The 24,069-nt window shown below is 65.2% G+C and carries 20 protein-coding genes and 1 tRNA gene; 9 read left to right on the top strand and 12 right to left on the bottom strand.

Annotation, left to right across the window (positions count from 1 at the left end; translation table 11 throughout):
- Positions 1 to 2: 2 nt before the first annotated feature.
- Positions 3 to 734, bottom strand: a complete 732-nt coding sequence (locus WKH79_RS09180; RefSeq protein ID WP_063511915.1) for a class I SAM-dependent methyltransferase — start codon at positions 732 to 734, stop codon at positions 3 to 5.
- Between the two features lie 123 nt (positions 735 to 857).
- Here WKH79_RS09180 and mutM point away from each other — a divergent pair, with 123 nt between their 5' ends.
- Positions 858 to 1,673: a bifunctional DNA-formamidopyrimidine glycosylase/DNA-(apurinic or apyrimidinic site) lyase gene (mutM, locus tag WKH79_RS09185; RefSeq protein WP_341858690.1), complete on the top strand. Its 816-nt coding sequence runs from the start codon at positions 858 to 860 to the stop codon at positions 1,671 to 1,673.
- Positions 1,674 to 1,677: 4 nt separating this feature from the next.
- On the opposite strand, the gene WKH79_RS09190 is transcribed toward mutM, so the two are convergent.
- Both WKH79_RS09190 and WKH79_RS09195 read right to left on the bottom strand, forming a co-directional pair.
- A complete protein-coding gene (locus tag WKH79_RS09190) occupies positions 1,678 to 2,349 on the bottom strand; it encodes a glutathione S-transferase family protein (protein ID WP_063507133.1) in 672 nt (223 codons plus the stop codon).
- Positions 2,350 to 2,470: 121 nt separating this feature from the next.
- The gene (locus WKH79_RS09195; RefSeq protein ID WP_341858691.1) at positions 2,471 to 2,836 is read right to left on the bottom strand and encodes a hypothetical protein; all 366 of its coding nucleotides are present in this window, start codon (positions 2,834 to 2,836) and stop codon (positions 2,471 to 2,473) included.
- A gap of 117 nt (positions 2,837 to 2,953) precedes the next feature.
- On the opposite strand from WKH79_RS09195, the gene WKH79_RS09200 reads away from it, so the two are divergent.
- Entirely contained in the window at positions 2,954 to 3,346 is a 393-nt protein-coding gene (locus WKH79_RS09200; RefSeq protein ID WP_050599481.1) for a VOC family protein, read from the top strand.
- A gap of 70 nt (positions 3,347 to 3,416) precedes the next feature.
- On the opposite strand, the gene metW is transcribed toward WKH79_RS09200, so the two are convergent.
- Together metW and WKH79_RS09210 are read right to left on the bottom strand one after the other, a co-directional pair.
- Entirely contained in the window at positions 3,417 to 4,001 is a 585-nt protein-coding gene (gene metW / locus WKH79_RS09205) for a methionine biosynthesis protein MetW (protein WP_341858692.1), read from the bottom strand.
- On the bottom strand, positions 3,998 to 5,101 hold the full coding sequence (locus WKH79_RS09210) for a homoserine O-acetyltransferase (RefSeq protein WP_341858693.1): 1,104 nt from the start codon (positions 5,099 to 5,101) through the stop codon (positions 3,998 to 4,000). Before WKH79_RS09210 ends, metW begins: the two co-directional genes overlap by 4 nt.
- A gap of 95 nt (positions 5,102 to 5,196) precedes the next feature.
- Here WKH79_RS09210 and hisC point away from each other — a divergent pair, with 95 nt between their 5' ends.
- Positions 5,197 to 6,315, top strand: coding sequence for a histidinol-phosphate transaminase (gene hisC, locus WKH79_RS09215; protein WP_341858694.1), 1,119 nt, complete (start codon positions 5,197 to 5,199; stop codon positions 6,313 to 6,315).
- Positions 6,312 to 7,217, top strand: coding sequence for a prephenate/arogenate dehydrogenase family protein (locus WKH79_RS09220; protein WP_063512917.1), 906 nt, complete (start codon positions 6,312 to 6,314; stop codon positions 7,215 to 7,217). Before hisC ends, WKH79_RS09220 begins: the two co-directional genes overlap by 4 nt.
- A gap of 29 nt (positions 7,218 to 7,246) precedes the next feature.
- On the opposite strand, the gene WKH79_RS09225 is transcribed toward WKH79_RS09220, so the two are convergent.
- From WKH79_RS09225 to ftsE, 5 genes are all read right to left on the bottom strand, one after another.
- Positions 7,247 to 9,790 (bottom strand): EAL domain-containing protein, encoded by a 2,544-nt coding sequence (locus tag WKH79_RS09225; protein WP_341858695.1) that lies wholly within the window; start codon positions 9,788 to 9,790, stop codon positions 7,247 to 7,249.
- 161 nt (positions 9,791 to 9,951) lie between these two features.
- Complete coding sequence (locus WKH79_RS09230) at positions 9,952 to 10,632, bottom strand: lysophospholipid acyltransferase family protein (RefSeq protein WP_063507127.1); 681 nt, start codon at positions 10,630 to 10,632, stop codon at positions 9,952 to 9,954.
- Positions 10,633 to 10,639: 7 nt separating this feature from the next.
- The gene (locus tag WKH79_RS09235; RefSeq protein WP_341858696.1) at positions 10,640 to 11,170 is read right to left on the bottom strand and encodes a YdcF family protein; all 531 of its coding nucleotides are present in this window, start codon (positions 11,168 to 11,170) and stop codon (positions 10,640 to 10,642) included.
- Positions 11,167 to 11,988 (bottom strand): cell division protein, encoded by an 822-nt coding sequence (locus WKH79_RS09240; protein WP_341858697.1) that lies wholly within the window; start codon positions 11,986 to 11,988, stop codon positions 11,167 to 11,169. Before WKH79_RS09240 ends, WKH79_RS09235 begins: the two co-directional genes overlap by 4 nt.
- 106 nt (positions 11,989 to 12,094) lie before the next feature.
- Positions 12,095 to 12,820: a cell division ATP-binding protein FtsE gene (gene ftsE, locus WKH79_RS09245; protein ID WP_341860110.1), complete on the bottom strand. Its 726-nt coding sequence runs from the start codon at positions 12,818 to 12,820 to the stop codon at positions 12,095 to 12,097.
- A gap of 154 nt (positions 12,821 to 12,974) precedes the next feature.
- Here ftsE and WKH79_RS09250 point away from each other — a divergent pair, with 154 nt between their 5' ends.
- The gene (locus tag WKH79_RS09250) at positions 12,975 to 13,829 is read left to right on the top strand and encodes an MJ0042-type zinc finger domain-containing protein (protein ID WP_341858698.1); all 855 of its coding nucleotides are present in this window, start codon (positions 12,975 to 12,977) and stop codon (positions 13,827 to 13,829) included.
- A gap of 110 nt (positions 13,830 to 13,939) precedes the next feature.
- Positions 13,940 to 14,026, top strand: a tRNA-Leu gene (locus tag WKH79_RS09255).
- A 20-nt stretch (positions 14,027 to 14,046) separates the two neighbouring features.
- Here the strand turns inward: WKH79_RS09255 and WKH79_RS09260 are convergent.
- Complete coding sequence (locus tag WKH79_RS09260; protein WP_341858699.1) at positions 14,047 to 15,393, bottom strand: patatin-like phospholipase family protein; 1,347 nt, start codon at positions 15,391 to 15,393, stop codon at positions 14,047 to 14,049.
- Positions 15,394 to 15,455: 62 nt separating this feature from the next.
- Positions 15,456 to 18,236, bottom strand: coding sequence for a phosphoenolpyruvate carboxylase (locus WKH79_RS09265; RefSeq protein ID WP_341858700.1), 2,781 nt, complete (start codon positions 18,234 to 18,236; stop codon positions 15,456 to 15,458).
- A 241-nt stretch (positions 18,237 to 18,477) separates the two neighbouring features.
- On the opposite strand from WKH79_RS09265, the gene mtnP reads away from it, so the two are divergent.
- From mtnP to putA, 3 genes are all read left to right on the top strand, one after another.
- Complete coding sequence (gene mtnP, locus WKH79_RS09270) at positions 18,478 to 19,350, top strand: S-methyl-5'-thioadenosine phosphorylase (protein WP_341858701.1); 873 nt, start codon at positions 18,478 to 18,480, stop codon at positions 19,348 to 19,350.
- Positions 19,347 to 20,834: a glycerol-3-phosphate dehydrogenase gene (gene glpD / locus WKH79_RS09275; protein WP_341858702.1), complete on the top strand. Its 1,488-nt coding sequence runs from the start codon at positions 19,347 to 19,349 to the stop codon at positions 20,832 to 20,834. Before mtnP ends, glpD begins: the two co-directional genes overlap by 4 nt.
- A gap of 96 nt (positions 20,835 to 20,930) precedes the next feature.
- Entirely contained in the window at positions 20,931 to 24,068 is a 3,138-nt protein-coding gene (gene putA / locus WKH79_RS09280) for a bifunctional proline dehydrogenase/L-glutamate gamma-semialdehyde dehydrogenase PutA (RefSeq protein ID WP_341858703.1), read from the top strand.
- Position 24,069 lies beyond the last annotated feature (1 nt).

Genomic DNA, 24,069 nt, shown 5'->3' on the forward strand with positions numbered 1-24,069 from the left:
CCCTAGACCTTCCATCCCGAATGGATCGCGACGAGCCCGCCGAGGATCGGTTCGACGCGGGTGTTTTCGAAACCCGCCTCGCGGATCATGCGTTCGAAGCCGGGCATGTCGGGGAAGCGGCGGATCGATTCGACGAGATAGCGATAGCTGTCCTCGTCATTGGCAATCGCCTTGCCGATCTGCGGCACCAGCTTGTGCGAATAGAGGTCGTAGGCTTCCTTGAAGCCGGGCCATTCGACAGTGCTGAATTCGAGGCAGAAGAAGCGCCCGCCATATTTCAGCACGCGATGCGCTTCCTTCAGCGCCCGGTCGATATGCGTGACATTCCTGATCCCGAACGCAATCGTGTAGGCATCGAAGATACGGCTCGAAAAGCTCAGTTCCTCGGCATTCTGGCGCGACCATACCAGCCCGTCGATCCCGCGCTCCATCGCGCGCTCGATCCCGACATCGAGCATGTCCTGGTTGATGTCCGAGACAGTGATGCTCGCGCCTTTTTCGGCCATGCGGAAAGCGATGTCGCCGGTGCCGCCCGCCATGTCGAGAATGGCTTCGCCCGCCTGCGGTTTGACGCATTTGACGAAGCGGTCCTTCCACAAGCGGTGCATGCCCACGCTCATCGCGTCGTTCATCACGTCGTATTTGGCGGCGACATTGGAAAAAACCTCGCCCACGCGGCCGGTCTTTTCCGCAGCATCGATATCTTCGTAGCCGAAGGAAACGGTTTCGCTCATGCGGGGGCCTTAGGGGGAATTGCGGCCGCGGCAAAGGCCTTGAATTAGCCCGTCATCCCAGCGAAAGCTGGGATCGCCCTCCGACAATAACCCCAGCTTTCGCCGGGGTGACGAGATTTTCAGATGCCCGAGCTTCCCGAAGTCGAAACCACCGTCCGCGGGCTTGCCAGATTTCTCGAGGGCGAGCGGATCACCAGCGTGCGGGTGAACCGGCCCGACATGCGGCGCCCCTTCCCGCCCGATCTGGTGCAGGCGCTGACCGGGGCGATCGTCTCGGGCCTGTCGCGCCGCGCGAAATACGGCATCCTCCATACCGACCGTGACCATGCGATGGTGTTCCATCTCGGCATGAGCGGGCGCTGGCGGATCGATCCCGAAGCAGCGGACAAGCACGATCATCTGGTGCTGGAGACCGAGGGCCATGTCTTCGCGCTCAACGATCCGCGCCGCTTCGGCTCGGTCGACCTGCTGCTCGCCCCCGAACTCGATCTATGGCCGCCCTTTGCCGCGCTTGGCCCCGAACCGCTGGGCGCCGATTTGACCCCCGAGCACTTGCGCGAGGCGACGCGCGGCCGCAAGCAGGCGATCAAGCTGCTGCTGCTCGACCAGCGGATCGTGGCGGGCCTGGGCAATATCTATGTGTGCGAAGCGCTGTGGCAGGCGGGCATTCACCCGCGCAAGGCCGGCGGCAAGGTAACCATGCCGCAGCTCAGGCGGCTTGTCCCGGCAATCAAGGATGTGCTCACGCGCTCGATCGAAGACGGCGGCTCGACGCTGCGCGATTTTGCGCAGCCCGACGGTAATCTCGGTTATTTCGCTACCCGCTTCCATGTCTATGGCCGCGAAGGCGACGCCTGCCACCGCGATGACGGCGGGACCGTGCGGCGGATCGTGCAGGGCGGGCGCAGCACGTGGTTCTGCCCCCTGTGCCAGAAATAGCCGGTCAGGCGTCGACCAGCGCGTAATGCGGGGGCGGCGGCAGCCCTTCCATCTTCTCGCTGAGCAGCGGCCGGAAGCTGGGGCGGCTCTTCATAACCGAATACCAGTGCCGCGTCTGTTCGTGGCCCTTCCAGTCGATCCCGCCGAGGTAATCCGCCACCGACAATTGCGCCGCGCAGGCGAGATCGGCGAGGCCGAGCGTCGGCCCGGCAAGCCACTGGCGGGTATCCACCAGCCAGTCGATATAGTCGAGATGGGCATGCGCGTTCTTCATCGCTTCACGCAGGACGCGCGAATCGGGCGGCTGGCGCAACACGAGCCGCTTCTTCATCCGTTCGTGCAGCAAGGGCCCTGAAACATCGGCATAGAGGTTCTCGTCGAACAGCGCGACGAGCCGGCGGATCTCGGCGCGTTGCAGCGCGGAACCGTTGATCATCGGGTTGCGCTCGACCGTTTCCTCGAGAAATTCGCAGATCGCCTGGCTGTCCGACAGGCTGACGCCGCGGCCCGCATCGTGCAGCACCGGCGTGCGTCCGGCCGGGTTCAGATGCCAGAATTCGTCGCGCCCTTCCCACGGGTGTTCGCGCACCAGTTCGTAGGCAATGTTCTTCTCGCCCATCAGCAGGCGCAGCTTGCGGCTGAATGGGCACAGGGGGAATTGGTAGAGCTGCCACATGGATTGATTGCCTTGCCACAAGCCCAGGGCATGCGTCCACTGGGCCGCGGTACTCTACGCAGAAAATTGCGCGCATTCTGGCCGCGGCGAAAGCGGGGCCGGAATGCCCCCGGCGAAGCGATCAGAGCCCCGCGGCGTCGAGCAGCATCAGGCAGGCAGGCATGACCTCGTCCAATTGCTCGGGAGTTTCGGCCAGCGCCGCACGTTCGCGCATCACCAGCCCCATGATCGTCCTGCGATCCGCGCCGAGTTCGTCCATCAGCCGTGCAGTGGTGCGCACGAAAAATTCCTGTCCGCGCTCGGCCATCACGGGATAGCCGGCTGCCCCGTCCTCGCCCGCGCGCTGCGCCTTGTGGACCAGCCCGAAGGCGACCGAACAGCGCAGCGCGCCCGACTGTTCGAGCGTCAGATCGGGCAACGGAGCGGCCGGTGCGGCCGAGGCGACCTGCATGAAGGAAAGGGCGAGCGGTGCGAGAAGCATGGTCATGTCCTGCTTCTAGACCTGCACGGATGAACCGCAAGCTACTCCGGATGCCGATCGTCGCTTGTCTCGCCACTGCGCACGGTTAAGGTGGCGAAACGAAACTCAAAGGAGAGAGATGCGATGTTCAACCACATCATGATCGGCACCAACGATATCGAGAAATCCAAGGCGTTCTATGAGAAGGTGCTCAAGGTGATCGGTGTCGAAGGGGCGATGGACAACACGCTCGACAGCGGGATCAAGCGCGTCTTCTTCATGCATGGCGGCAATGTGCTGGCGCTGTCGCAGCCGATCGACGGCGAACCCGCGACCTGCGCCAATGGCATGACCATCGGCTTTAAATGCGATTCGCCCGAACAGGTGAAGGAACTGCACGATGCCGCGATCGCCGCGGGCGGCACCAGCATCGAAGACCCGCCGGGCCTGCGCGAAAGCGCGATGGGGGCGATGCACCTGTGCTATTTCCGCGATCTCGACGGACACAAGATCTGCGGCCTGCACCGCGCCGGGTGATCGCCGCACCGGGGGATGCACGGTCGAATCTCCGTCATCCCCCGCCTGCGCGTCCGAGCGCGCGCTAATCTCAGCGTGAAAGTTCGAACACGGCAAATTCGGCGCGCGCATTGGCGCCCTTCCGGCCGATCGGGCCACGGCTGGCGAAATACCAGTCGCGTTCGATCGTCGCTGCCTTCTCGCGCGCCAGATCGCGGAAATCGCTGATGGTGACGTGGTGGATGTTCTGCGTTTCGTACCAGCTTACCGGGATGCTGCGCGTCACTGGCATGCGCCCACCGAACATCAGTGCGGCGCGCGTGCGCCAGTGCGCGAAATTCGGGAAGCTGACGAAGGCCCGCGTGCCCACCCGCAGCAATTCGTCGAGCATGCGGTCGGGCCGCACCGCGGTCTGCAGCGTCTGGCTGAGCACCGCGTAATCGAACCCCTTGTCGGGATAGTCGCGCAGGTCGCGATCGGCGTCGCCCTGTACGACCGACAGGCCCTGTGCAACGCAGCGCTCGACACTGGCGCCATCGATTTCGATCCCGCGGACGTCGCATTGCTTTTCGCGCAGCGCTAGCATGAGCGCACCGTCACCGCAGCCGATATCGAGCACGCGGCTGCCAGGCGCGACATGGTCGGCGATCACGGCGAGGTCGGCGCGCAGGGTCAACCGAGAAAACCTTCCACGACCCGGTCGAGCGCGGGGACATCGAGGAGGAAGCTGTCATGGCCATGCGGGGCCGACAGTTCGACGAAACTGACCGCAGCACCCGCCGCATTGAGCGCATGGACCACGTGCCGGCTTTCGGCCGTGGGATAGAGCCAGTCGCTGTCGAAGCTCACAAGGCAGAAGCGTGCCGTGGTGCCAGCGAAAGCATCTGCCAGCCGCCCGCCATGTTCTTCTGCCAGATCGAAATAATCCATCGCTCGGGTGATATAGAGGTAGCTGTTGGCATCGAAGCGGCGGCTGAACCCGCTGCCTTGGTAGCGCAAATAGCTTTCGACCTGGAAATCGGCGTCGAACCCGAATGTCTTGGCGCCTTTCGACCCATCGGGGCGATCCTGCAGATTGCGCCCGAACTTTGCGGTCAGCGCTTCTTCCGACAGGTATGTGATATGCGCCGCCATCCGCGCGACGGCGAGCCCGTTTTCGGGCGCCTCGCCGCCGTAGTAATCGCCGCCCTGCCAGCGCGGGTCGGCCATGATCGCCTGCCGCCCCAGTTCATGAAAGCCGATGTTCTGTGCCGAATGGCGGCTGGTCGAGGCAATCACCAGCACGCGCTCGGCGCGCTCGGGCCAGTTCGCCGCCAGGCTCAGCGCCTGCATCCCGCCCATCGATCCGCCGACCACCGCATGCAGCCGCGCAATCCGCAGCGTGTCGAGCAGGCCGACATGCGCGCGCACCATGTCGCGGATCGTGATGACCGGGAAGCGCATCGCATGCGGGTTGCCGCCGCCCGCGTCGCTGGCCGGCCCGGTCGAGCCCATGCAGCTGCCGATCACATTGGCGCAGATGACGTGGAAGCGGTCGGTATCGATCGGCTTGCCCGGCCCCACCATGCGCTGCCACCAGCCGGGCTTGCCGGTCACCGGATGCGGCGAGGCGACATGCTGGTCGCCGGTCAGCGCGTGACACAGCAGAATGGCGTTCGATCGGTCCGCATCGAGCGCGCCATAGGTTTCGTAGGCAATCTCGACACGCGCCAGTTCGCCGCCGCCATCGAGCGGCAGGGCATGAGGCAGGACAAGGGTTTGCGAGGCGGTGGACACAATCGGACCTTGGACGGAAACAATCAAAGCCTGCCTCTAACCACAAGCCTGCCGCTTGTCGAAGGGCCGATATTCTTCCATGCGACAAAGCCGCTATGGCAGAGAACGATACACGCGCGGGAAAACCCGCGATGAAGCCCTGGATTGCGGGCATCCACGCCTATGTTCCGGGCAAGTCCACCGGCGCGGACGGACGCAGGCTGACCAAGCTGTCCGCCAACGAAAACCCGCTGGGTTGCAGCGCCGCTGCGCTGGCGGCGCTGGCGCGCGATCACGCCCCCGCAGAATATCCCGATCCGGACGCCAGCGCATTGCGCGCGGCGCTGGGGCGCGAACACGGCATCGATCCGGCGCGGATCGTCTGCGGCACCGGATCGGACGAGTTGCTCAACCTTGCCGCGCAGGGATTCGCCGGGCCGGGCGACGAAGTGCTGTTCAGCCGTTACAGCTTCGCGGTCTACGATATTGCCGCACGCCGTTGCGGTGCGACACCGGTCGAAGTCGGGGATGCCGATTTCGGCGCCGATGTCGATGCGATGCTGGCTGCGGTGACCGATCGCACGCGGGTGGTCTTCCTCGCCAATCCGAACAATCCCACGGGCACGTACCTGCCGCGTAGCGAAATCGGGCGCCTGCACGCCGGCCTGCCCACCGACGTCCTGTTCGTGCTCGATCAGGCCTATGCCGAATATCTCGAACCCGAGGAGGCCGATGGCGGGTTCGCGCTTGCTGCGAATGCCGCAAACGTGCTGGTCACGCGGACCTTCTCCAAGATCTATGGCCTGGCAGGAGAGCGGATCGGCTGGGCGACGGGCGCCCCCGAGCTGATCGACGTTCTCAACCGCATCCGCGGCCCCTTCAATGTCACGGCAGGCGGACAGCGCGCTGCGATCGCCGCGGTAAGCGACCACGGATTCGTTACCCGTTCGCGCGAGGCCAACCGCGAAGAGCGCAAGCGCTTTACACAGGCGATCGAAGCACTTGGCAATCACGGGCTGCGTGCGGTCCCGAGCAAGGCGAATTTCGTGCTGGTCCTGTTCGAAGGCGCGCTGCAGGCGGAAACCGCGCTGCACGCGATTGCCGAAGCGGGCTATGCAGTGCGTCATCTGCCGGGCCAGGGGCTGCCGCAGGCGCTGCGCATCACCATCGGCACAGCCAGCCAGATGGACGATATCGCCGGCGTGTTGCAGCGCCTGTGCGGGAACGCGGCATGACCATCCGCCGTGTCGCGATCATCGGCCTGGGACTGATCGGCGGGTCGATCGGCCTCGCAGTACGCGAAAACCTGCCCGACCTGACCACCACGGGCTGGGATGCCGATGGCGACGTCCGCGCGCAGGCGGCGGCGCGGGGCCTGGTCGATACGGTCGGGGAAACGCCGGCCGACGCCGTTCGCGATGCAGATCTCGTCATCCTGTGCGTGCCGGTGGGCGCGATGGCAGCCGCCGCGCAGGCGATTGCCGCGCATATCACGCCCGGCACCATCGTCAGCGACGTGGGCTCGTCGAAACGCAGCGTGTGCGAAGCGCTGGGCGCAGCCCTCCCCGAGGCCATCGTCATTCCCGCACATCCGGTTGCCGGGACCGAGAACAGCGGTCCGGATGCAGGCTTTGCCACGCTGTTCCGGCAGCGCTGGTGCATCGTGACGCCGGCCGAGGATACGCCGCAGACCGCGGTCGATGCGCTGGCGGATTTCTGGGTCGGGCTCGGCGCCACGGTCGAGGTCATGGATGCGCGGCACCATGATCTGGTGCTGGCGGTGACCAGCCACATTCCACATCTGATCGCCTATACCATCGTCGGGACCGCATCCGACCTGGAAGAGGTCACCCGCGGCGAAGTCATCAAATATTCGGCGGGCGGGTTTCGCGATTTCACGCGTATCGCGGCCAGCAATCCGACGATGTGGCGCGATGTCTTCCTGTCGAACCGCGATGCCGTGCTCGAGGTGCTGGGACGGTTCACCGAGGATCTCAGCCTGCTCCAGCGGGCAATTCGCAACGGCGATGGGGATACGCTGTTCGACCTGTTCGACCGTACCCGCACCATCCGCCGGTCGATCATCGACGAAGGCCAGGATGATGCGCGCCCCGATTTCGGGCGCAAGGACCACTAGGCGCCAAAGCTCAGCCGGCTGGATCCAGATCAGGCCGGCAGCAGCGCTGCTTCGGAAATCACCATGGCGCTGATCGCACTGGCTGAGACGGGGCGACTGATAAGATAGCCCTGAAGATGGCTGCAGCCGAGGTCTTCGAGCATCTGGCGCTGCAACGGCGTTTCCACCCCTTCGGCCACTACGGACATCGAGAGCTGCGTGGCCAATCCGACCACCGCCTGGACGATTGCCTTCGCGGCCTTGGAATGGTCGAGTTCGGACACGAACGACTTGTCGATCTTCACCTTGTTGAAGCTGAACGACTGGAAGTAGCTCAGCGAGGAATAGCCGATGCCGAAATCGTCGATCGAGATCCCGATCGCGTGGCTCTTGAGCTCCTCCAGCTGCGAGAACGCTTCCGCCGCGTTCTGGATGACGAGGTTCTCGGTAATCTCGAACTGTAGCCGGTGGGCGGGGAAACCCGTTTCCTCGACCACGCGCAGTACGGTATCGGTCAGCATTCCCGAATAGAACTGGCGCGGCGAGAGATTGACCGCGACCTTGAGCTTCTCCGGCCAGGCCAGACCGTCGATGCAGGCGCGGCGAAGGATCTGTTCGCCCAGTTCGTCGATCAGCCCGCAGTCCTCCGCAAGCGCGATGAAAATGTCGGGCGGGATCGCCCCGCGATCGGGTTCGCTCCACCGCGCGAGCGCCTCGACACTGGTTATCTCGCCGGTCGCGACGCAGACAATCGGCTGGTAGGCGATGTCGATCCGGCCTTCTTCGATCGCCGTGCGCAGGTCGCGCTCGAGCGTGCGGCGATCGCGCTCCGCGGCATCCATCTCGTCATCGAAGAAACACGGCTCGCCCTTCGCCTCGTTCTTGGCGCGGTACATGGCGAGGTCGGAGTTCTGCCGCAGCGATTCGACGCAGCGGCCATCATCGGGATAGAGGACCACTCCGATCGAAGCCCCGAGATGCGCGGTAATGCCACGCGTTTTGATCGGTTGCCGGAGCCCGGCGATGATCATCTCCGCGCACCGCGCCGCGCGTTCCCGCAGCCGCTCGCCGGTCATCAGGCAGACGAATTCGTCACCGCCGATGCGGGCGATCTGGGTGTTCTCGTCGGACAGGTCAGCAAGGCGGGCGCCGACCACCTTGAGCACTTCGTCCCCGGTCACATGCCCGAACTGGTCGTTCACCGATTTGAACCGGTCCAGGTCGATGTTCAAAATGGCGAATCGGTGCTCCGCCTCGATCAGGCGTTCGATCTGGGCGAGCATGCTGCCGCGGTTCAGCAAGCCGGTCAGCGTATCGTAATTGGCCAGCCGCCAGCGGGCGGCCTCGGTCTTGCGCATGCTGGTGATGTCTTCGGACAATCCCAGCAGATACTGGTTGGGCCGGTCGGGACCATCGATCAGCACCCGCGTCGTCCTGATATGGACGCGCGTGGCATCATCGCGTTCGAATTCGGCTTCGGTCTGGCTCGTTCCCCCCTGGGTGATCACTTTCAAATCATTGTGTTCGAAGGTCTGGCCCGCTCCCGGGAACAGTTCCGCATCCGATTTTCCCTTCATCGACTCGGCGGAACGACCAATGACCTCTTCGGCCTTGCGATTGACCAGCAGGTAGCGGCGCGTGTCGGTGTCCTTGACGAACAGCATCGACGGCAGATTGGACACCACCGCGTCGAGGAACTGCTTGTTGCGGTCGCGTTCGGCGCGCAGTTTCATCTGGTCGGTCGTATCGCGAATGACTGCGGCGAACCCGCCCATGTCCTGGCTGCCCCATGGTGCCAAGGACAGTTCCACCGGGAAAACCGTGCCGTCGGCATGGCGCGCTTCGAGTTCGACGAATGTCCCTACCAGGCGCGTCGGCCCCCCTTCTGCGGCTGCTTCGAAGCGTTCCTGGTGACCATGGTGAAACTTCTTCGGGATGATGGTCATGACATTGCGCCCGATGGCCTTGGCCGCGGGCAGTCCGAACATCTTCTCGGCGGCAGTATTCCAGTAGACGATCTCGGCGCGGTGGTTGGCGGCCATGACCGCATGCGGCGTGGCCGAAACGATCTTGGCGGCGATCTCGCCGCGCAATCGGCGCCCCCTCGCCTCGAGCAACTCGGATGCCAGTGTCGCGAGATCGCGCAACCGGTCGAGTTTCTCGATGGGGAAATCGGCATGCGGCACCGTATCGAGCGCACATAGGCTGCCGACACACTCGCCCGAGTCGAGCATCAGCGGCGCGCCGGCGTAGAACCGGAGCCTGGGATGTCCGGTGACCAGCGGGTTGGCGGCGAACTCTTCGGACTCGAGCGTATCCGCGATCAGCAGCGCCTCGCCGCGAGCCACCACCTGATCGCAAAAGGCGATATCGCGCGGCGTTTCCCCGATCTCGATCCCGTGCGAGGCCTTGAACCACTGGCGATCGGCATCGACCAGGCTGATCCCGGCATTGGGTACGCCCATGATCGAGGCCGTAACCCGCGCGAGTGCGTCGAACTCGCGCTCGGCCTCGGTGTCGAGCACGCCCAGCTCGCCCAGCGCAGCCAGGCGCAGTTGTTCCGGTTTCGGATTGGGGACGGACGGCGAATCCATCCGCTCGCGATAGACAGGAGAAGGTTATCGACCCGTTTACAATAAGGCCGGATAGACGCGTATGCGCAATTTAGTGCTACAGAGACCACTGCATAGCGTCATAAATGACTGCACAGCATGCCTTTTTCGCAAGATGGAAAACGTCGTGCCGGGTGGCGTCCTCAGGGATTCAGCGTGTTGATCGCCTCGCGCACCCTGGTTTCCACCTCGGCCCGGGGCAGGCCCGGCGGGATCGGTTCGGCGAAGCGATAAGTGATCCGTCCGGGCTGCTTGTAGAGCCGGTGATAGACCGGCCCGCTGTCCACCGCGACCGGGACCACCGGCAGGCCGAGCATCTTGTACAGGCCGGCAAAGCCGGATTGCAGTTCACGCTTTTCGCCATGCGGCACCCGCGTCCCTTCGGGGAAAATCACCAGGGGACGCCCATCCGCCGCGAGCGCCTTGGCCGAACGGATCATGGTCATCAGCGCGCGGGCCCCGGCATTGCGTTCCACCGGCACCAGCCCGAACGCCGCTGCCGCGCGCCCCCACAACGGGATGCTGAACAATTCCTGCTTGGCGAAGACGCTGGGGCAATCGAACAGTGCGGGCGTATCGATCGCCTCGAAAAAGCTTTCGTGCTTCATCGCATAGAGCACCGGTTCGGCCAGCGGCGCGCCTTCGAGCACGATCTCGCAGCCGAGCAGATGCGTGAGGCACCAGCGTTGCCACTGCGACCAGTTGCGCACCTGCCGGCGGAACGCTTCCACGCTGAACGGCAGAACCGCCAGCGATGCCGAGGTAATCAGTAGGCTCCCCAGATAGAAAGCGAAGTAGAAGGCAAGGTTGCGTAACAATCGCATAGGCGGATCAGTCTGGCAGACCTTGCGAAATCGCCGCGGCGAGCAGCTTGTTGTATTCGAGGAACAGCGTCGGCAGGTTCGGATGCGAGGGCACTGCGTCCTTCAGCACATCGATCTGCGGCGGCAGCGTGCCGGCGAATTCGGAGGCCGCCCGCGCCATGTGCCAGTCGGTGGTTACCAGGCGCACGCTCGTATAATCGTGTTCCTTGAGCCACTGCGCGGCCTCGCCCGCATTGCTGCGCGTATCGACGGCGAGATATCCGAGCTTGACGCAGCATTCCATTGTCCGGCGCGGAACGTCGAATTCGGTGGCGAATTCGGCCGGGGTCACTTCGGGATCGACGCCGGAAACGAACATCTGCTCGGCCAGCCCCTCGTCGACCACTTCCAGCCCGCGCGCGATGCGGCCCGGACCGCCGGTCAGCACGATAACGGCATCGGTGCGCTGCCCACTCACCGGCTTGGGCAGCGAGACGGCAAAGGCAAGGAAGCCGAACGCATAGACCAGCACAGCTGCAGCGAAGAGGCGGAGGATCACAGCATTTTCCTGAGCGAAGCGAGCACGGTAAACCGTGCTGTCAGCACCGCTAGAGCAACCGCCCCCACGGGGACAAGGGCCAAGACCAGCCAATCGCTGCCCTGTAGCCCCCCGCTGGATACGAGGCCCGGATCGAGCGCGGCGAACTGCGCCCCCATCAGCCACACGGCGGCCATCCCGATTACCAGACCCAGCGCGCCGCCGATCACGGCATCGGCCAGGATCGAACGTTGGAATATCCGCGCGATCTGCGCGTCGCTGCCGCCCAGCAGGTGCACGATTTCGATCGTGTCGCGATTGCCCCCCAGCGCATTGCGGGCGGCCAGCCACACGGCCGCCGCGCTGGTGAAGGCAAGCAGGCCGATCAGTCCGAACGCCATCCAGCCGAGCGCCGACAGGGCATCGAGGACCGGCGCCAGCCACTGCGCCTGCGCATCGATCCGGGCAGCGGGTGCCGCATCCGCCAGCAGGCTGCGCAGCCGGTCCAGCGTGGCGGCATCGGCGCCGTCCCGCAGCCGCAGGTCGATCAGCGCGGGCAGCGGCACCGCCTGTTCCGGATCGTCAGTACCCAGCCATGGTTCGAGCAAATCCGCAACGCTTTCGGGCGGGACGATCGCCAGCCCGGCGACCGCGGGATCCTGGACCAGCAGGGTGGCCGCTGCATCGGCTTGCTGCGAGCGCGATTGCGGGTCGGGATCGACGATCTGCACGGTTGCGCTGCCCGCCAGTTCGCCGCGCGCCCGATCGGCGAGATTGGCGAGCGCAAGTCCCCCCCTGCGGCAAGCACCGTAAGGGCAACCATGATGGCGATCACCCACGGCATCGGCCCTCCCAGCCGCGCCTGGGGCAAGAGATGCGCGGCGCGGCGTCCGCGAAAAGGTGACAGTCCGCGCTCGGCAGCACCGGCAATAACGGGAGGCTTCTTCATTCCCCCGCTCCGATCCGGCGCGGGGGATAGCGTAATGCGCCGGTGGGGTCCGACAGCACCCCCTTGTCCAGACGCATGATCAGCGAATCGGGCACCTTGCTCAGCAAGTGCACGTCATGCGTTGCCACCACCACCGTGGTTCCAAGGCGGTTGAGCGCTTCGAACAGGCGGATCAGCTTGAGCGCCATTTCGGGATCGACGTTGCCGGTCGGCTCGTCCGCCACCAGCATGTCGGGCCGGCCGATGACCGCCCGCGCGATCGCCACGCGCTGCTGTTCCCCGCCCGACAGGGTTGCGGGGCGGGCATCAGCGCGATGCGCCAGGCCGACCCATTCGAGCATGTCGGCCACCGGGCCCTGCAAATCGGCCTCGCGCACGCCCGAAACGCGCAAGGGCAAGGCGACGTTGTCGAAGGCGGAAAGGTGGTCGACCAGGCGGAAGTCCTGGAAGACCACGCCCATGCGGCGGCGATAGGCAGGCAGCCGTTCGCGGGGCAGGGTGATCACATCGGTGCCGAACATGCGGATCGCCCCGCGCGAAGGCCGCTGCGCAAGATAAAGCAGCTTCAGCAGGGACGTCTTGCCCGCACCGCTTGCACCGGTGAGGAAATAGAACCGCCCGGGAAACAGCGTGAAGGACACGTTGGACAGAATTTCGCGGTCGGTACCGTAGCGCAATCCGACATTGTCGAAACTGACGATCTCCTGCTCGGCCACGCTCATCGCGCAGCCCGGTCGATCGAGAAGAAAAAAGCGCCCATCATCGTCGGCCACAGCCTATAACCGCGCTTGCATGTGGAAAAAAGCGCCCATGGGGGTTTGCGAACAGTACAGTCGCTTGTCGGGATTCGCGCACCGGCCTAAGCCTTGGGTCACCATGATTATCGCCTGCCCAGCTTGCTCCACGCGCTATGTCGTGCCCGACAGTGCGATCGGGATCGACGGACGCACCGTCCGCTGCGCCAAATGCAAGCACAGCTGGTTCCAGGACGGGCCCGACGCGGACCGGCTGACGCCCGGCGACATGGCGCCCGTCTCGCGACCGGCACCGGCGGCTGCACCCGCTCCGCCGCCGCCCCCGCCCGCAGCGAGCGCGCCAGATACGCAGGAACAGCCGGATCCGGCAGCGAAACCCGGGTTCACCTTTGCCGAAACCCCGGACCGGCCCGTGCCGGCGGATGGTCCCGATTTCGACGAAACCGCCCCGCCCTATGGCGAAGTGCAGGATGACCTGCCCCCCGCGCCTGCCGCCGAAATCGATGAAGGCCCCTCGCGGTTCGAGCATGCGCCCCCGTTCCGCCCGCGGCGCAACATCGCCAAGCTGTGGACCTGGGCGGCGGCGATCTTCGCCGCCATCGCGCTCGCCACTATTGCCGCGGTCAATTACGTCGGCCTGCCCGAATGGGTACCGGTTTCGCGCCCGCTGTTCGGTGTTGCCGAACCCGACCTGGAACTTGCCTTCCCGGTGGAGGAACAGGAACGCCGCACGCTGCCCAACGGGACCGAATTCTTCGGCGCGCGCATCATCGTCACCAATACCGCGCGCGAATCCCGCCCGATCCCTCCGATCCTGATCGTACTGCGCGACCAGCGCGAACGGCAGGTGTACAGCTGGGTGGTCCAGCCGCCGCAATCGACGCTGGCCCCGGGCGAGGAACTGACCATCAACGAAGCGGTCACCGATGTGCCGAAATCGGCGGTGTTCGCGGATATCGGCTGGGCTCCGCGCTAACCGGCGCTACCATGCGATAAAGGTGCTTGCGGCAGCGCAGCCTCGCTGCTAGTGGCGCGCTCCTACCGGCGGGGGCCGTCCTTGTGATGGGCCTCCGATGCAGACTGTGTGCGGTCGTGGCGGAACTGGTAGACGCGCAACGTTGAGGTCGTTGTGGCCGCAAGGCCGTGGAAGTTCGAGTCTTCTCGACCGCACCAACAGTCCCGAAAGATTTCTCTCAGACCTGTTCGATCCTGCTGAGCGGCCACCAGGGCCCTTCGGGGCGTTCGGCCTTGTGCCGGCCGAGGTCGCGCAGCCGCGCCATGAAGGCGGGCTTGAACATTTCGTCGTCCTTGAAATTCTCGCCCACGTTGCTGGGGAAAGTGTCGTAGCGGTCGGCACTGGTCAGCATGATCCGTCCGTAGGGATTGTTCAGGCGCAGGCCCGCAATGGCCCCGATCTCGCTTTCATTGACCAGCAGATCGTACCCGCGCTGTCCGTTCTTGAGCGGACCAGAGCTGGTGTTGAAAGCGGCATCGCGCTTGCGCACGGTGGGGCCGTTGCGCACGACATAGACCGTGGGCGCAGTATCTTCGTAATCCTGCGCGATCGCAGCCTGCGTCGCACCGCCGGCGATCTTGGCCAGTGCATGGCCCTTCATCTGTTCGCGCACTTCCCGGTCGACCGCCGCCATCGCGCGGTCAAAGAAGACCGAACGGCGCACCCCGCCATCGTAGAGCGCCAGCGCTTCGCCATCGCTTCCCGCGACGCGCAGTTGCTGGTGGAACACCGGCATGGCGGAGGAGGCCATGGTCGCCGCCGCCAGCGCTTCCGCTGCCGCCGCGGCCGTGGGGGCGGCATTCACCAATTCCTTGATATCGGCATAGCGGAACACCCCGCGCTCGGCTTCGACGAAGCCGGCGAAAGCCTCGATGCTGGATTGCCCGATCGCCTCGATCAGCCGTTCGTCGCCGCCCGGCATGAGCGCTTCGATGATACGCTGGCGCAGCCGCTGCGTGCCTGCCGCCGAACCGAACAGCGGAACGCCGATCAGCCCGGTGCGCCTAACCACATCGCTTTCCCGCTCCGGCGCGTAACCCCAGACGAGCCGGTCGAGCGCGAAGCGGCGCATATCCGGGGTCTGCTTCGGATCGAGCGCGACCATCAGCATCAGCGCCTGTAACGAGCCGGTGGAAATGCCGGTGATGACGCCCACGCCACCAAGGGCGAGTTCGTTGCCGCTGTTGCGACTCAGCGTGTCGAACAGCCCCGCACCGAAGGCGCCCCACTGGCCGCCGCCCGACAGCAGCAGCACGTGGCAATCGGGGCGGCCGGCTTCATTGTGGCATTGCACCGCCTCGCGGATCGAACAGGACATGCGGTCGTCGAGCCTGCACACCGCGGCATCGGGGACGTCCGCCTGCACATCGCGGATCAGGGGGCCGACATCGCCATCGGCGACATGGGTGTAAAACCCGTCGATCTGGAACGTCAGCGGCCCGCGCCGAAACATCGTGAACGCGAAAAAGGCGAGCGCCGCAACGCCCAGCACCCCGGCGGCCACACCCCACAGGAAATTGTCCAACGATTCTGTCCTCCCCCCAGCTGACAGGGCAGGACAATGCGCGCGAACCGCAGCGAATTCAATCAGCCGTGCGCGCCGAACTCGTTCGCGATGGCAGTCGAAATTCGCAGGCACAGTTCGTAGGCCTGTTCGATCGGATCGATGTGATCGCGCCGGATCGCGGCATAACCTTCGCCCTCGCCGCGCGGATATTCGCCCGGCTCGTCGAGCGCGAAATCGTCCTTGCGCGGAAAGCTGGTCGGAAAGGCGCGGCGCAATTGGGCAAGCGCATCGTCGATGCGCAGTGTGAAGACCATTTCCAGCACATCGGTGCGGCTGATGTCGTTGGCGCGGCTGAATGCCGGAACCGAGATCGCCTTGAGGAACATGTGCTGCAACAGCGCCAGGCGCACGGCCTGGAGCACGCCGATTGCCCGGCGCACGCTTTCGCGTTCGGGATGCGGATCGTCGTCGGGCACCAGCTCGAACAATCGGTGCAGCTTCAACGCGTCGACGCGCAGGCGCGATGCCAGCCGGCGAAACACGCCATTGCGATCGTCCTTGATAAGATATTCGGCCAAGGCCTCGCAGGCCGCGCCCAGATGCTGTTCGGTCCCGCGATAGGGGCGGCTGGCCCAATAGGCGGAGTTAAACAGTTCGCCGAAGGCCGCAACCGTCTTGATGCTGGCCAGTGCATTCGACGCGCGCACCAGCCGCATGATCTGCCGGCCACGCGGGCTTTCGGACAGGAGCGTACCGATCTCCTCGATATTGCTTTCCGCCGCGCTGCCGACCCCGGCGATGATGTTCACCGGATAGCCAAGCTGCTGCAGGATGGCGTTGTGCGGGATCGCCCGAATCTGCCGCAGGCTCATCTCGCGATCGGCAGACAGATCGCTTTGCCGGCGCGACTTGCGGCTGCCGGTCTGGTTGAGCAAGCCGAGGCCGAAGGCGGTGATCGCGCGGCTGTAGGTCCGGCTTTCCAGGTGATCGCGCTGGTGATCCTTGATCGCGCGATAGAAATCGAGACTGAGGTCGGTCCGCCGGTAGAAGGGATCGGTGGGGACATCGGCGTCGGTATGCGCCGGGCTGTTCGCGGCGATCTGCGTCAGCGTCGCCAGCGCGATATCGGGGGTGGCGAACAGCAGGTAGCCGTCGCCGCCCTGAAAGCTCGCTTCGGGTTCGAGCGTGATCCCCGCGCGGGCGAAGCGGCGCTGCGTCCAGGCGCTGAGGGCCCATTCGATGCGGTCTTCGAAGCCGGAAGGGTGCGCGCCGCGCCCCATCCCTTCGCCATGCGTGTTGAAAATCAGCGCGGCGACATCGCCGAGACCGTTGGCATCCATTGCCTCGGCCAGGCGGCCCTGCAGCCGCTCGATCGCGAGGCTGGCAGGGATTTGGCCGACGAAGCGCCCGGCGTCGGAGAACCCGGTCTGGATCGCAATCCGGCCGCGGGTCTTGGCATAGGCGCGGTAGTCGGGCTCGGCCAGCAGCAGGTCGAGGAACCGCCCGCCGTGTTCAAGCGCGGTCTCGGTCTCGAAAAGCGGGGAGACATCGACCTTGTCGGCAATTCCGAACAGCTTGGCGAAATAGAGCGCGGCGAGCACGGTCGAGGGCTGCTCGCATTCGGCCACCAGCATGCGGATCGGCGCATCGGCATCCACATGCTTGAGGATCTGAGTCATCACCAGGAACTGCCGCACCGCGGTCGAGCTTTCGACTGCGAGGCTGGCGAAATTGGCGCTTTGCGGTTCGACCCCGGCCAGCAGTTCGCGCAAGGCGGCGATTGCGCCGCGGCTCGACAAGTCGATATCCGCCGCATCACCCAGCTTGGTGCGGATCGCATTGTGGAGCTGCTTGGCATTCACGCGGAAGTGAATCCAGCTCATCCCCAGCCCGTCGGCGCGCATCGCGGAAACGAGCGTGCGCAGCGCAACCGCCCGTTCGGCCGCACAATCGCGCGCTTCGGTTTCCAGCCGGTCGATCAGCGGTTCGAGCGAAAGCAGCTTGTCGGCATGGTCTGCGGTCAGCCGGTTGGCCGCTGCCGAAAGATCGGCGGGATCGGACAGATCGCCGGCAAATTCGTCGGCACTGGCGGCGGCATGTTCAGCGGCGCTGCGCAATTTGGCGATAAGCGGATGCGCTTCGTCGATCGCCGCGAGCGAGGCGGCATAGCGTTCGAGCCGCTGCGCCTTTTCCGACAGACGAAATGCAATCGAGGTGTACCACTTGATGTCGGTCCGCCCGTCCATGTCATAGCCGACCCAGCTGGCGAAACGGAACGGAAGGGGTTGCAATTCACACCAGCGCCCGGGAAATTCGGCCTGCGCCCGGTCGAGCACCGCACTCACCATCCGGTCACGCGCGTCCTGCGCATTGGCGAGCGCGGCCATCGCGCATTGGTGTTCGTAACGCAGCGTGATTTCCGGCGCCTCCCCTGCGGCCCCGGGCCGAACGTCACCTCCGTTTGCGACTGCCTGCGCGACCGCTTCGCTTTGCTGAGGGGACAGCAGGAAAGTCGGATGCGCGGTGAAGACCACGTGCATGTGCGGCTGTTCCCAGAACGCGCGATAGCTATCGAACGCCGCGCCGCTCGATGCGAGCGATGCGAGACGCTCGCCCGCGTCGGCCGGCGCCAGCAGGTTGCGCAGCCGATTGGCCCGCGCATCGAGCGATTGCGCTTCCAGCTCGTCGACCAGACCGCCCAGGTCCGCGATCCCCAAATCGCCGCTTTCGAGCTTGCGCGAAATATCCAGGGACAACTGGAACACCGGGTTGAACAGCGGCGTCTCGCGTGTCTGCCGGTGCAGGACGCGCAGGCGTTCGCTCAGGCTTGCCAGTGTCGGTTCGATATTCGTTTCGGCCATCATCTTTCCCTATGCCCCGCCTAGGCGGTGTTTGCGCGGTAAACGCGGCTGGCTGTCAAGCGCACCGCCACGCCCCGCACGATGAATACGGATGCGGGCGCCACGAGTGCCCGATTGCAACTCCCCTCTGGACTTGCCGCTTGCCACACGCCACCGCTCAGGCACAAATTAACCGCAAGCGGCAAGCTCCCGTAGGGGAGAAGCTGCGACAAGCGATCGGCCGGCGACGCAGAGGGGATATATGAGCGACTGGACCATCGGCATCATCGGCGGGTCGGGGCTTTATGCCATCGATGCGCTGGAGGATCCGCAATGGATTGCGGTACAGTCGCCCTGGGGCAATCCCTCCGACGAGATCCTGTGCGGCACCATCGGGCACGTTCGCGTGCGGTTCCTGCCGCGCCATGGACGCGGTCATCGCATCGCCCCCTCGACGCTCGATTCACGCGCCAATATCGATGCGCTCAAACGCGCTGGCTGCACCGATATCCTCGCGGTCAGCGCGGTCGGTTCGCTGTCGGAAGAGCTGGCACCGGGCAGGTTCGTCACCGTCGACCAGTTCATCGACAACACCAAGGGTCGCCCATCGAGCTTTTTCGAGGACGGGTTCGTTGCGCATGTCTCCATGGCCGATCCGGTGTGCGACCGCCTGTCCAGACACGCTGCGAAAGCCGTCGCCGCAGCAGGGGGCGAATGCACCGAGGGCGCGACCTATCTCGCCATGGAGGGGCCGCAGTTTTCCACCCGCGCCGAAAGCCGGCTCTATCGCCATTGGGGCGCCGAAGTGATCGGCATGACCGGAATGCCCGAGGCCCGGCTGGCCCGCGAAGCGGAGCTGCCCTATGCCCTGCTGGCGATGGTGACCGATTACGATTGCTGGCGTGACGAGACCGAAGCGGTCGATGTCGGTCAGGTCCTCGACCGGATGCAGGACAATGCCCGGCTGGCGCGCGAAACGATCGAGGCGTTCTGCAAGGCCCTGCCGCGCAAACGCACGCCATCGCCCATCGACCATGCGCTGGACAATGCCGTGGTGACCGCGCCCGAGGCCCGCGACAAGGCGCTGATGACCAGGCTTGATGCCGTCGTCGGCCGCGTGATCCGCCAGCAATGAACGAAGCCTACGACCTCCTTGTTATCGGCGGCGGGATCAATGGCGCAGGCATTGCCCGCGATGCCGCGGGCCGCGGCCTGCGGGCGCTCTTGGTCGAGAAGAACGATCTGGCCTCGCATACCTCCTCGGCCAGCACCAAGCTGGTCCATGGCGGGCTGCGCTATCTTGAGAATTACGAATTTCGCCTCGTTGCCGAAAGCCTCCGCGAACGCGAAGTGCTGCTGCGCAACGCCCCGCACATCATCTGGCCGCTGCGCTTCGTCATGCCGCATGAACCGAGCATGCGGCCCAAGTGGATGCTGTGGCTGGGCCTCGCGCTATACGACCGCATCGGCGGACGGATGAGCCTGCCCAAGAGCAAGCGCGTTAAGCTGCGCGTGGCCCCGCACCGCACGATCCTGCAGGACCGGCTGATTAGCGGTTTCGAATATTCGGACTGCTGGGTCGAAGACGCGCGGTTGGTCGTGCTGACCGCACGCGACGCCGAGGAACGCGGCGCGGAGATATGCGTGCGTACCGAATGCACCGCGCTGGAGCGAAGCGCGGATGGCTGGAGCGCGACACTGCGGAGTGCTGCTGGCGAACGATCCGTGACGGCGCGCGCAGTGATCAATGCGGCGGGTCCGTTCGTCGACCGGGTGGCCAAGATCGCACTGGGGGCCGGCACACCGGCGCATCTGCGGCTGGTCAAGGGCAGCCACATCATCGTGTCGCGGCGGTTTTCGGGTGAGCATGCCTATATCTTCCAGCAACCCGACGGGCGCATCATTTTCGCGATCCCCTATGAGCGCGACTACACGCTGATCGGCACGACCGACCTGCTATACGAAGGCGATCTCGACGCCGTGACGATCGCCCCCGAGGAGACCCGCTATCTGTGCGAAGCGGCCTCGCGCTATTTCACCAGCGCGGTGACGGAAGAGGAAATCGTGTCCTCCTATGCTGGCGTGCGCCCGCTGTACGAAGACGATGCCGCAAGCAATTCGACCGTGACCCGCGACTACGTGTTCGAACTCGACGCGCAGGACGGGGCGCCCATCCTGTCGGTCTATGGCGGCAAGATCACCACCTACCGCAAGTTGGCCGAACATGCGCTGGAAAAGCTGGGCGAGGTGATGCCGCTGCCGGGGCGCGACTGGACCGCCCATGCGCCGCTTCCGGGCGGTGACATGCCCGATGCCGATTTCGCCGGTTTCCTGTGGGAGGCGGGTGAACGCTATGCCTGGATACCGCCCGAAATGCTGCTGCGGCTGGCGCGCGCCTATGGCACGCGGATCGACCGTGTGCTGGGCGGGGCAACTGCGCTGGCCGATCTCGGCCGGCACTTCGGCGGTACGCTGTACGAGGCTGAGCTGCGCTACCTCGTCGACCACGAATATGCGCGCACCGCGCAGGATGTGCTGTGGCGGCGCAGCAAGCTGGGCCTGCACCTGCCTGACGAAGCACAGCAGGCGGTCGCCGACTGGTTTGGCGCGCGCGACTGACACGACGCTACGGAACCAGCGCGCTCCGCAAAGCTTGAAAGGGATACACCGCAGGTCCAATGGGCCTGCTTTATCCCTCCTTCTGTCCGGAGTCGTATGGCCCTGCACGATCCTGCCCGCCTGTCCCCCATTTCCCGCCAAGCGCTCCGCGAGGCCTACCGCGCGGAAGAGAACGCCTGCGTCGCCGAGCGCATGGCACAAGCCAGCGGGGCGAGCGCCAAGCACGAAGAAGCCGCCGAGATCGCCACCCGGCTGATCGAGGAGGCGCGCAAGCGCAAGGCCAGCGGGATCGATGCCTTCCTGCATCAGTATGGCCTCGCCACCGAGGAAGGCGTGGCGCTGATGTGTCTCGCCGAAGCGCTGCTGCGGGTGCCCGATGCGGCGACCGCCGACGCGCTGATCCGCGACAAGATCGGCGATATCGACTGGGCCGAACACATGGGCGAAAGCTCATCCACCTTCGTCAACGCCGCGACCTTCTCGCTGATGCTGACGGGCGAAGTGCTCGAACGTCCCGAGGAAGCGCAGAAGGGCATGGGCAAGACGCTCAAGCGCGCGGTCAACCGGCTGGGCGAACCCGTGATCCGCACCGCGACGCTGCAGGCCATGCGCATCCTCGGTGGACAGTTCGTCTATGGCCGCACGATCAATGAATCGCTCAAGCGCGCGGCCCCCGAACGCGCGCGCGGGTTGACGCACAGCTTCGACATGCTTGGCGAAGCCGCGATGAGCTTCGCCGATGCCGAACGCTACCGGGTGAATTACCACGAAGCGATCGAACGCCTGGTGCGCGAATCGACCGGCGACGTGCGGACCGCTCCGGGCATCTCGGTGAAGCTGTCCGCGCTGCATCCGAAATACACTTTCCTGCATGCCGATCTGGCGATCGCCGACCTGTTGCCGATCGTGCGCGATCTCGCGACCGCTGCGCGCGATGCGAATATCCATTTCACCATCGATGCCGAAGAAGCCGACCGGCTCGAGCTGTCGATGGATCTGATCGAGGCCCTCGCGCGCGACGACAGCCTGTTCACACGGCCCGACGGCAGCCGCTGGGAAGGGTTCGGGCTGGCCATCCAGGCCTATCAGAAACGCGGCGTGCCGATGGTCGAATGGACCGCGCGGCTGGCCCGCAAATACGACCGCAAGTTCTTCGTCCGGCTGGTCAAGGGTGCCTATTGGGATACCGAGATCAAGCTCAGCCATGTTGGCGGGTTCAAGGATTTCCCCGTCTTCACCCGCAAGCTGGCCACCGACGTGAGCTATCTCGCCTGCGCGGAGAAGATGCTGGCCGCAGACGATGCCATCTATCCCGCCTTTGCCACGCATAACGCCTACACCATCGGTGCGATCAAGGCGCTGGCGGGCGGCAAGCCACTCGAATTCCAGCGCCTTCATGGCATGGGCGAGGATATCTACGGCGCGCTCGCGCAGATGGAAGGTAACGACCGCACCAATGTGCGGATCTATGCCCCCACCGGCACGCACAAGGATTTGCTGGCCTATCTGGTCCGGCGGCTGCTCGAAAACGGCGCGAACAGCTCTTTCGTCAACCGCATGGCGGATGCCGAAGTGCCCGCTTCCGATCTGGCGACCGATCCGGTGGCCGACATGGCGCAGCTCGATCCCTATCGCAATCCAACCATTCCGCTGCCGGAAAACATCTTCCCGGGCCGCAAGAATTCGGCCGGGATCGACCTGTCCGATCCGCTGGTGCTCGAACCGCTGCAGGAACGCCTCGCCGCACTCGAGAACCGGCACTGGACGGCAGAGCCGACCTTTATGTCGGGTGCCGATGCCGAAATCGCCCCGATCAACAAGCCGCACGACCTGTCGGCCGAAGTCGGCACGCGCCGCGATACGCTCGATTTCGAAGTCGAGGAAGCGATTACGCGCGCCGAAGCGATCCAGCCGGGCTGGGACCGGCTCGGCGGCGAGAAACGCGCGGTGCTGCTCGAAGCGGCGGCCGATCTGTTCGAGGAACACACCGACGAATTCCTCAGCCTGTGCCAGCGCGAGGCGGGCAAGACGCTGATGGACGCAGTGCTCGAGCTGCGCGAAGCGGTCGATTTCCTGCGCTTCTACGCCAATGAGGCGCGGCGCCAGTTTACCGGCCCGATCCCGCTGCCCGGGCCAACGGGCGAAGAAAATCGGCTCAGCCTGCATGGCCGCGGCGTGTTCGCCTGCATCAGCCCGTGGAATTTCCCGCTGGCGATCTTCATCGGGACACCCGCCGCTGCGCTCGCCGCGGGCAATACGGTCGTCGCTAAGCCGGCCGAGCAGACGCCGCTGATCGCGGCGCTGGCGGTGCGCCTGTGCCACCAGGCGGGCATCCCCGAAGAGGCTTTCCAACTACTGCCGGGTGCGGGCGAAGTGGGCGAGATGATCACTTCCGATCCGCGCATTGCGGGCGTCGCCTTCACCGGATCGACGCAGACTGCGCAGGCCATCAACCGCGGCCTCGCCGCGCGCGAGGGCCCGATCGCCACGCTGATCGCCGAAACCGGTGGACAGAACGCGATGATCGTCGATTCGACCGCGCTGCCCGAGCAGGTGACCCGCGACGTCGTCGCCAGCGCGTTCCAGAGCGCGGGCCAACGCTGCTCGGCGCTGCGTGTGCTCTATATTCAGGACGACGTTTACGACGAGATGCTGAAGATGATCCGCGGCGGTTTCGAGGCGCTGACGATCGGCAATCCAGAGCACCTGGCCACCGATGTCGGCCCGGTGATCGACATGGACGCCAAATCCTCGCTCGAACGGCATGTCGCCCGGCGCAAGAAGGGCGGTTTCCCCGTATGGCGCCGCCGCCTTCATCGCGGTGCCAATGCCGGGTGCTTCGTTGCGCCGACGATCGTGGAAATGGATTCGATCCTCGACCTCAAACGCGAGAACTTCGGCCCCATCCTCCATGTCGTGCGTTACCGCGCCGCCGATCTCGGCCGCGTGGTCGAGGATATCAACGCGACCGGCTACGGGCTGACCATGGGGCTTCACAGCCGCAATGACGACACGCGCGCCTTTGTTGAGGCGCGCGCCAAGGTCGGCAATTTCTATGTCAACCGCAACCAGATCGGTGCCGTAGTCGAAAGCCAGCCGTTCGGCGGCGAAGGCCTGTCGGGCACCGGCCCCAAGGCGGGCGGGCCGCACTACGTCGCACGGTTCGCAACCGAACGCGTGGTGTGCATCGACACGACCGCCGCCGGCGGCAACGCCACGCTACTGGCGAGCTAAA

The sequence above is a fragment of the Qipengyuania sp. GPGPB31 genome (assembly GCF_038396345.1).
GTDB classification, from domain to species: domain Bacteria; phylum Pseudomonadota; class Alphaproteobacteria; order Sphingomonadales; family Sphingomonadaceae; genus Qipengyuania; species Qipengyuania citrea.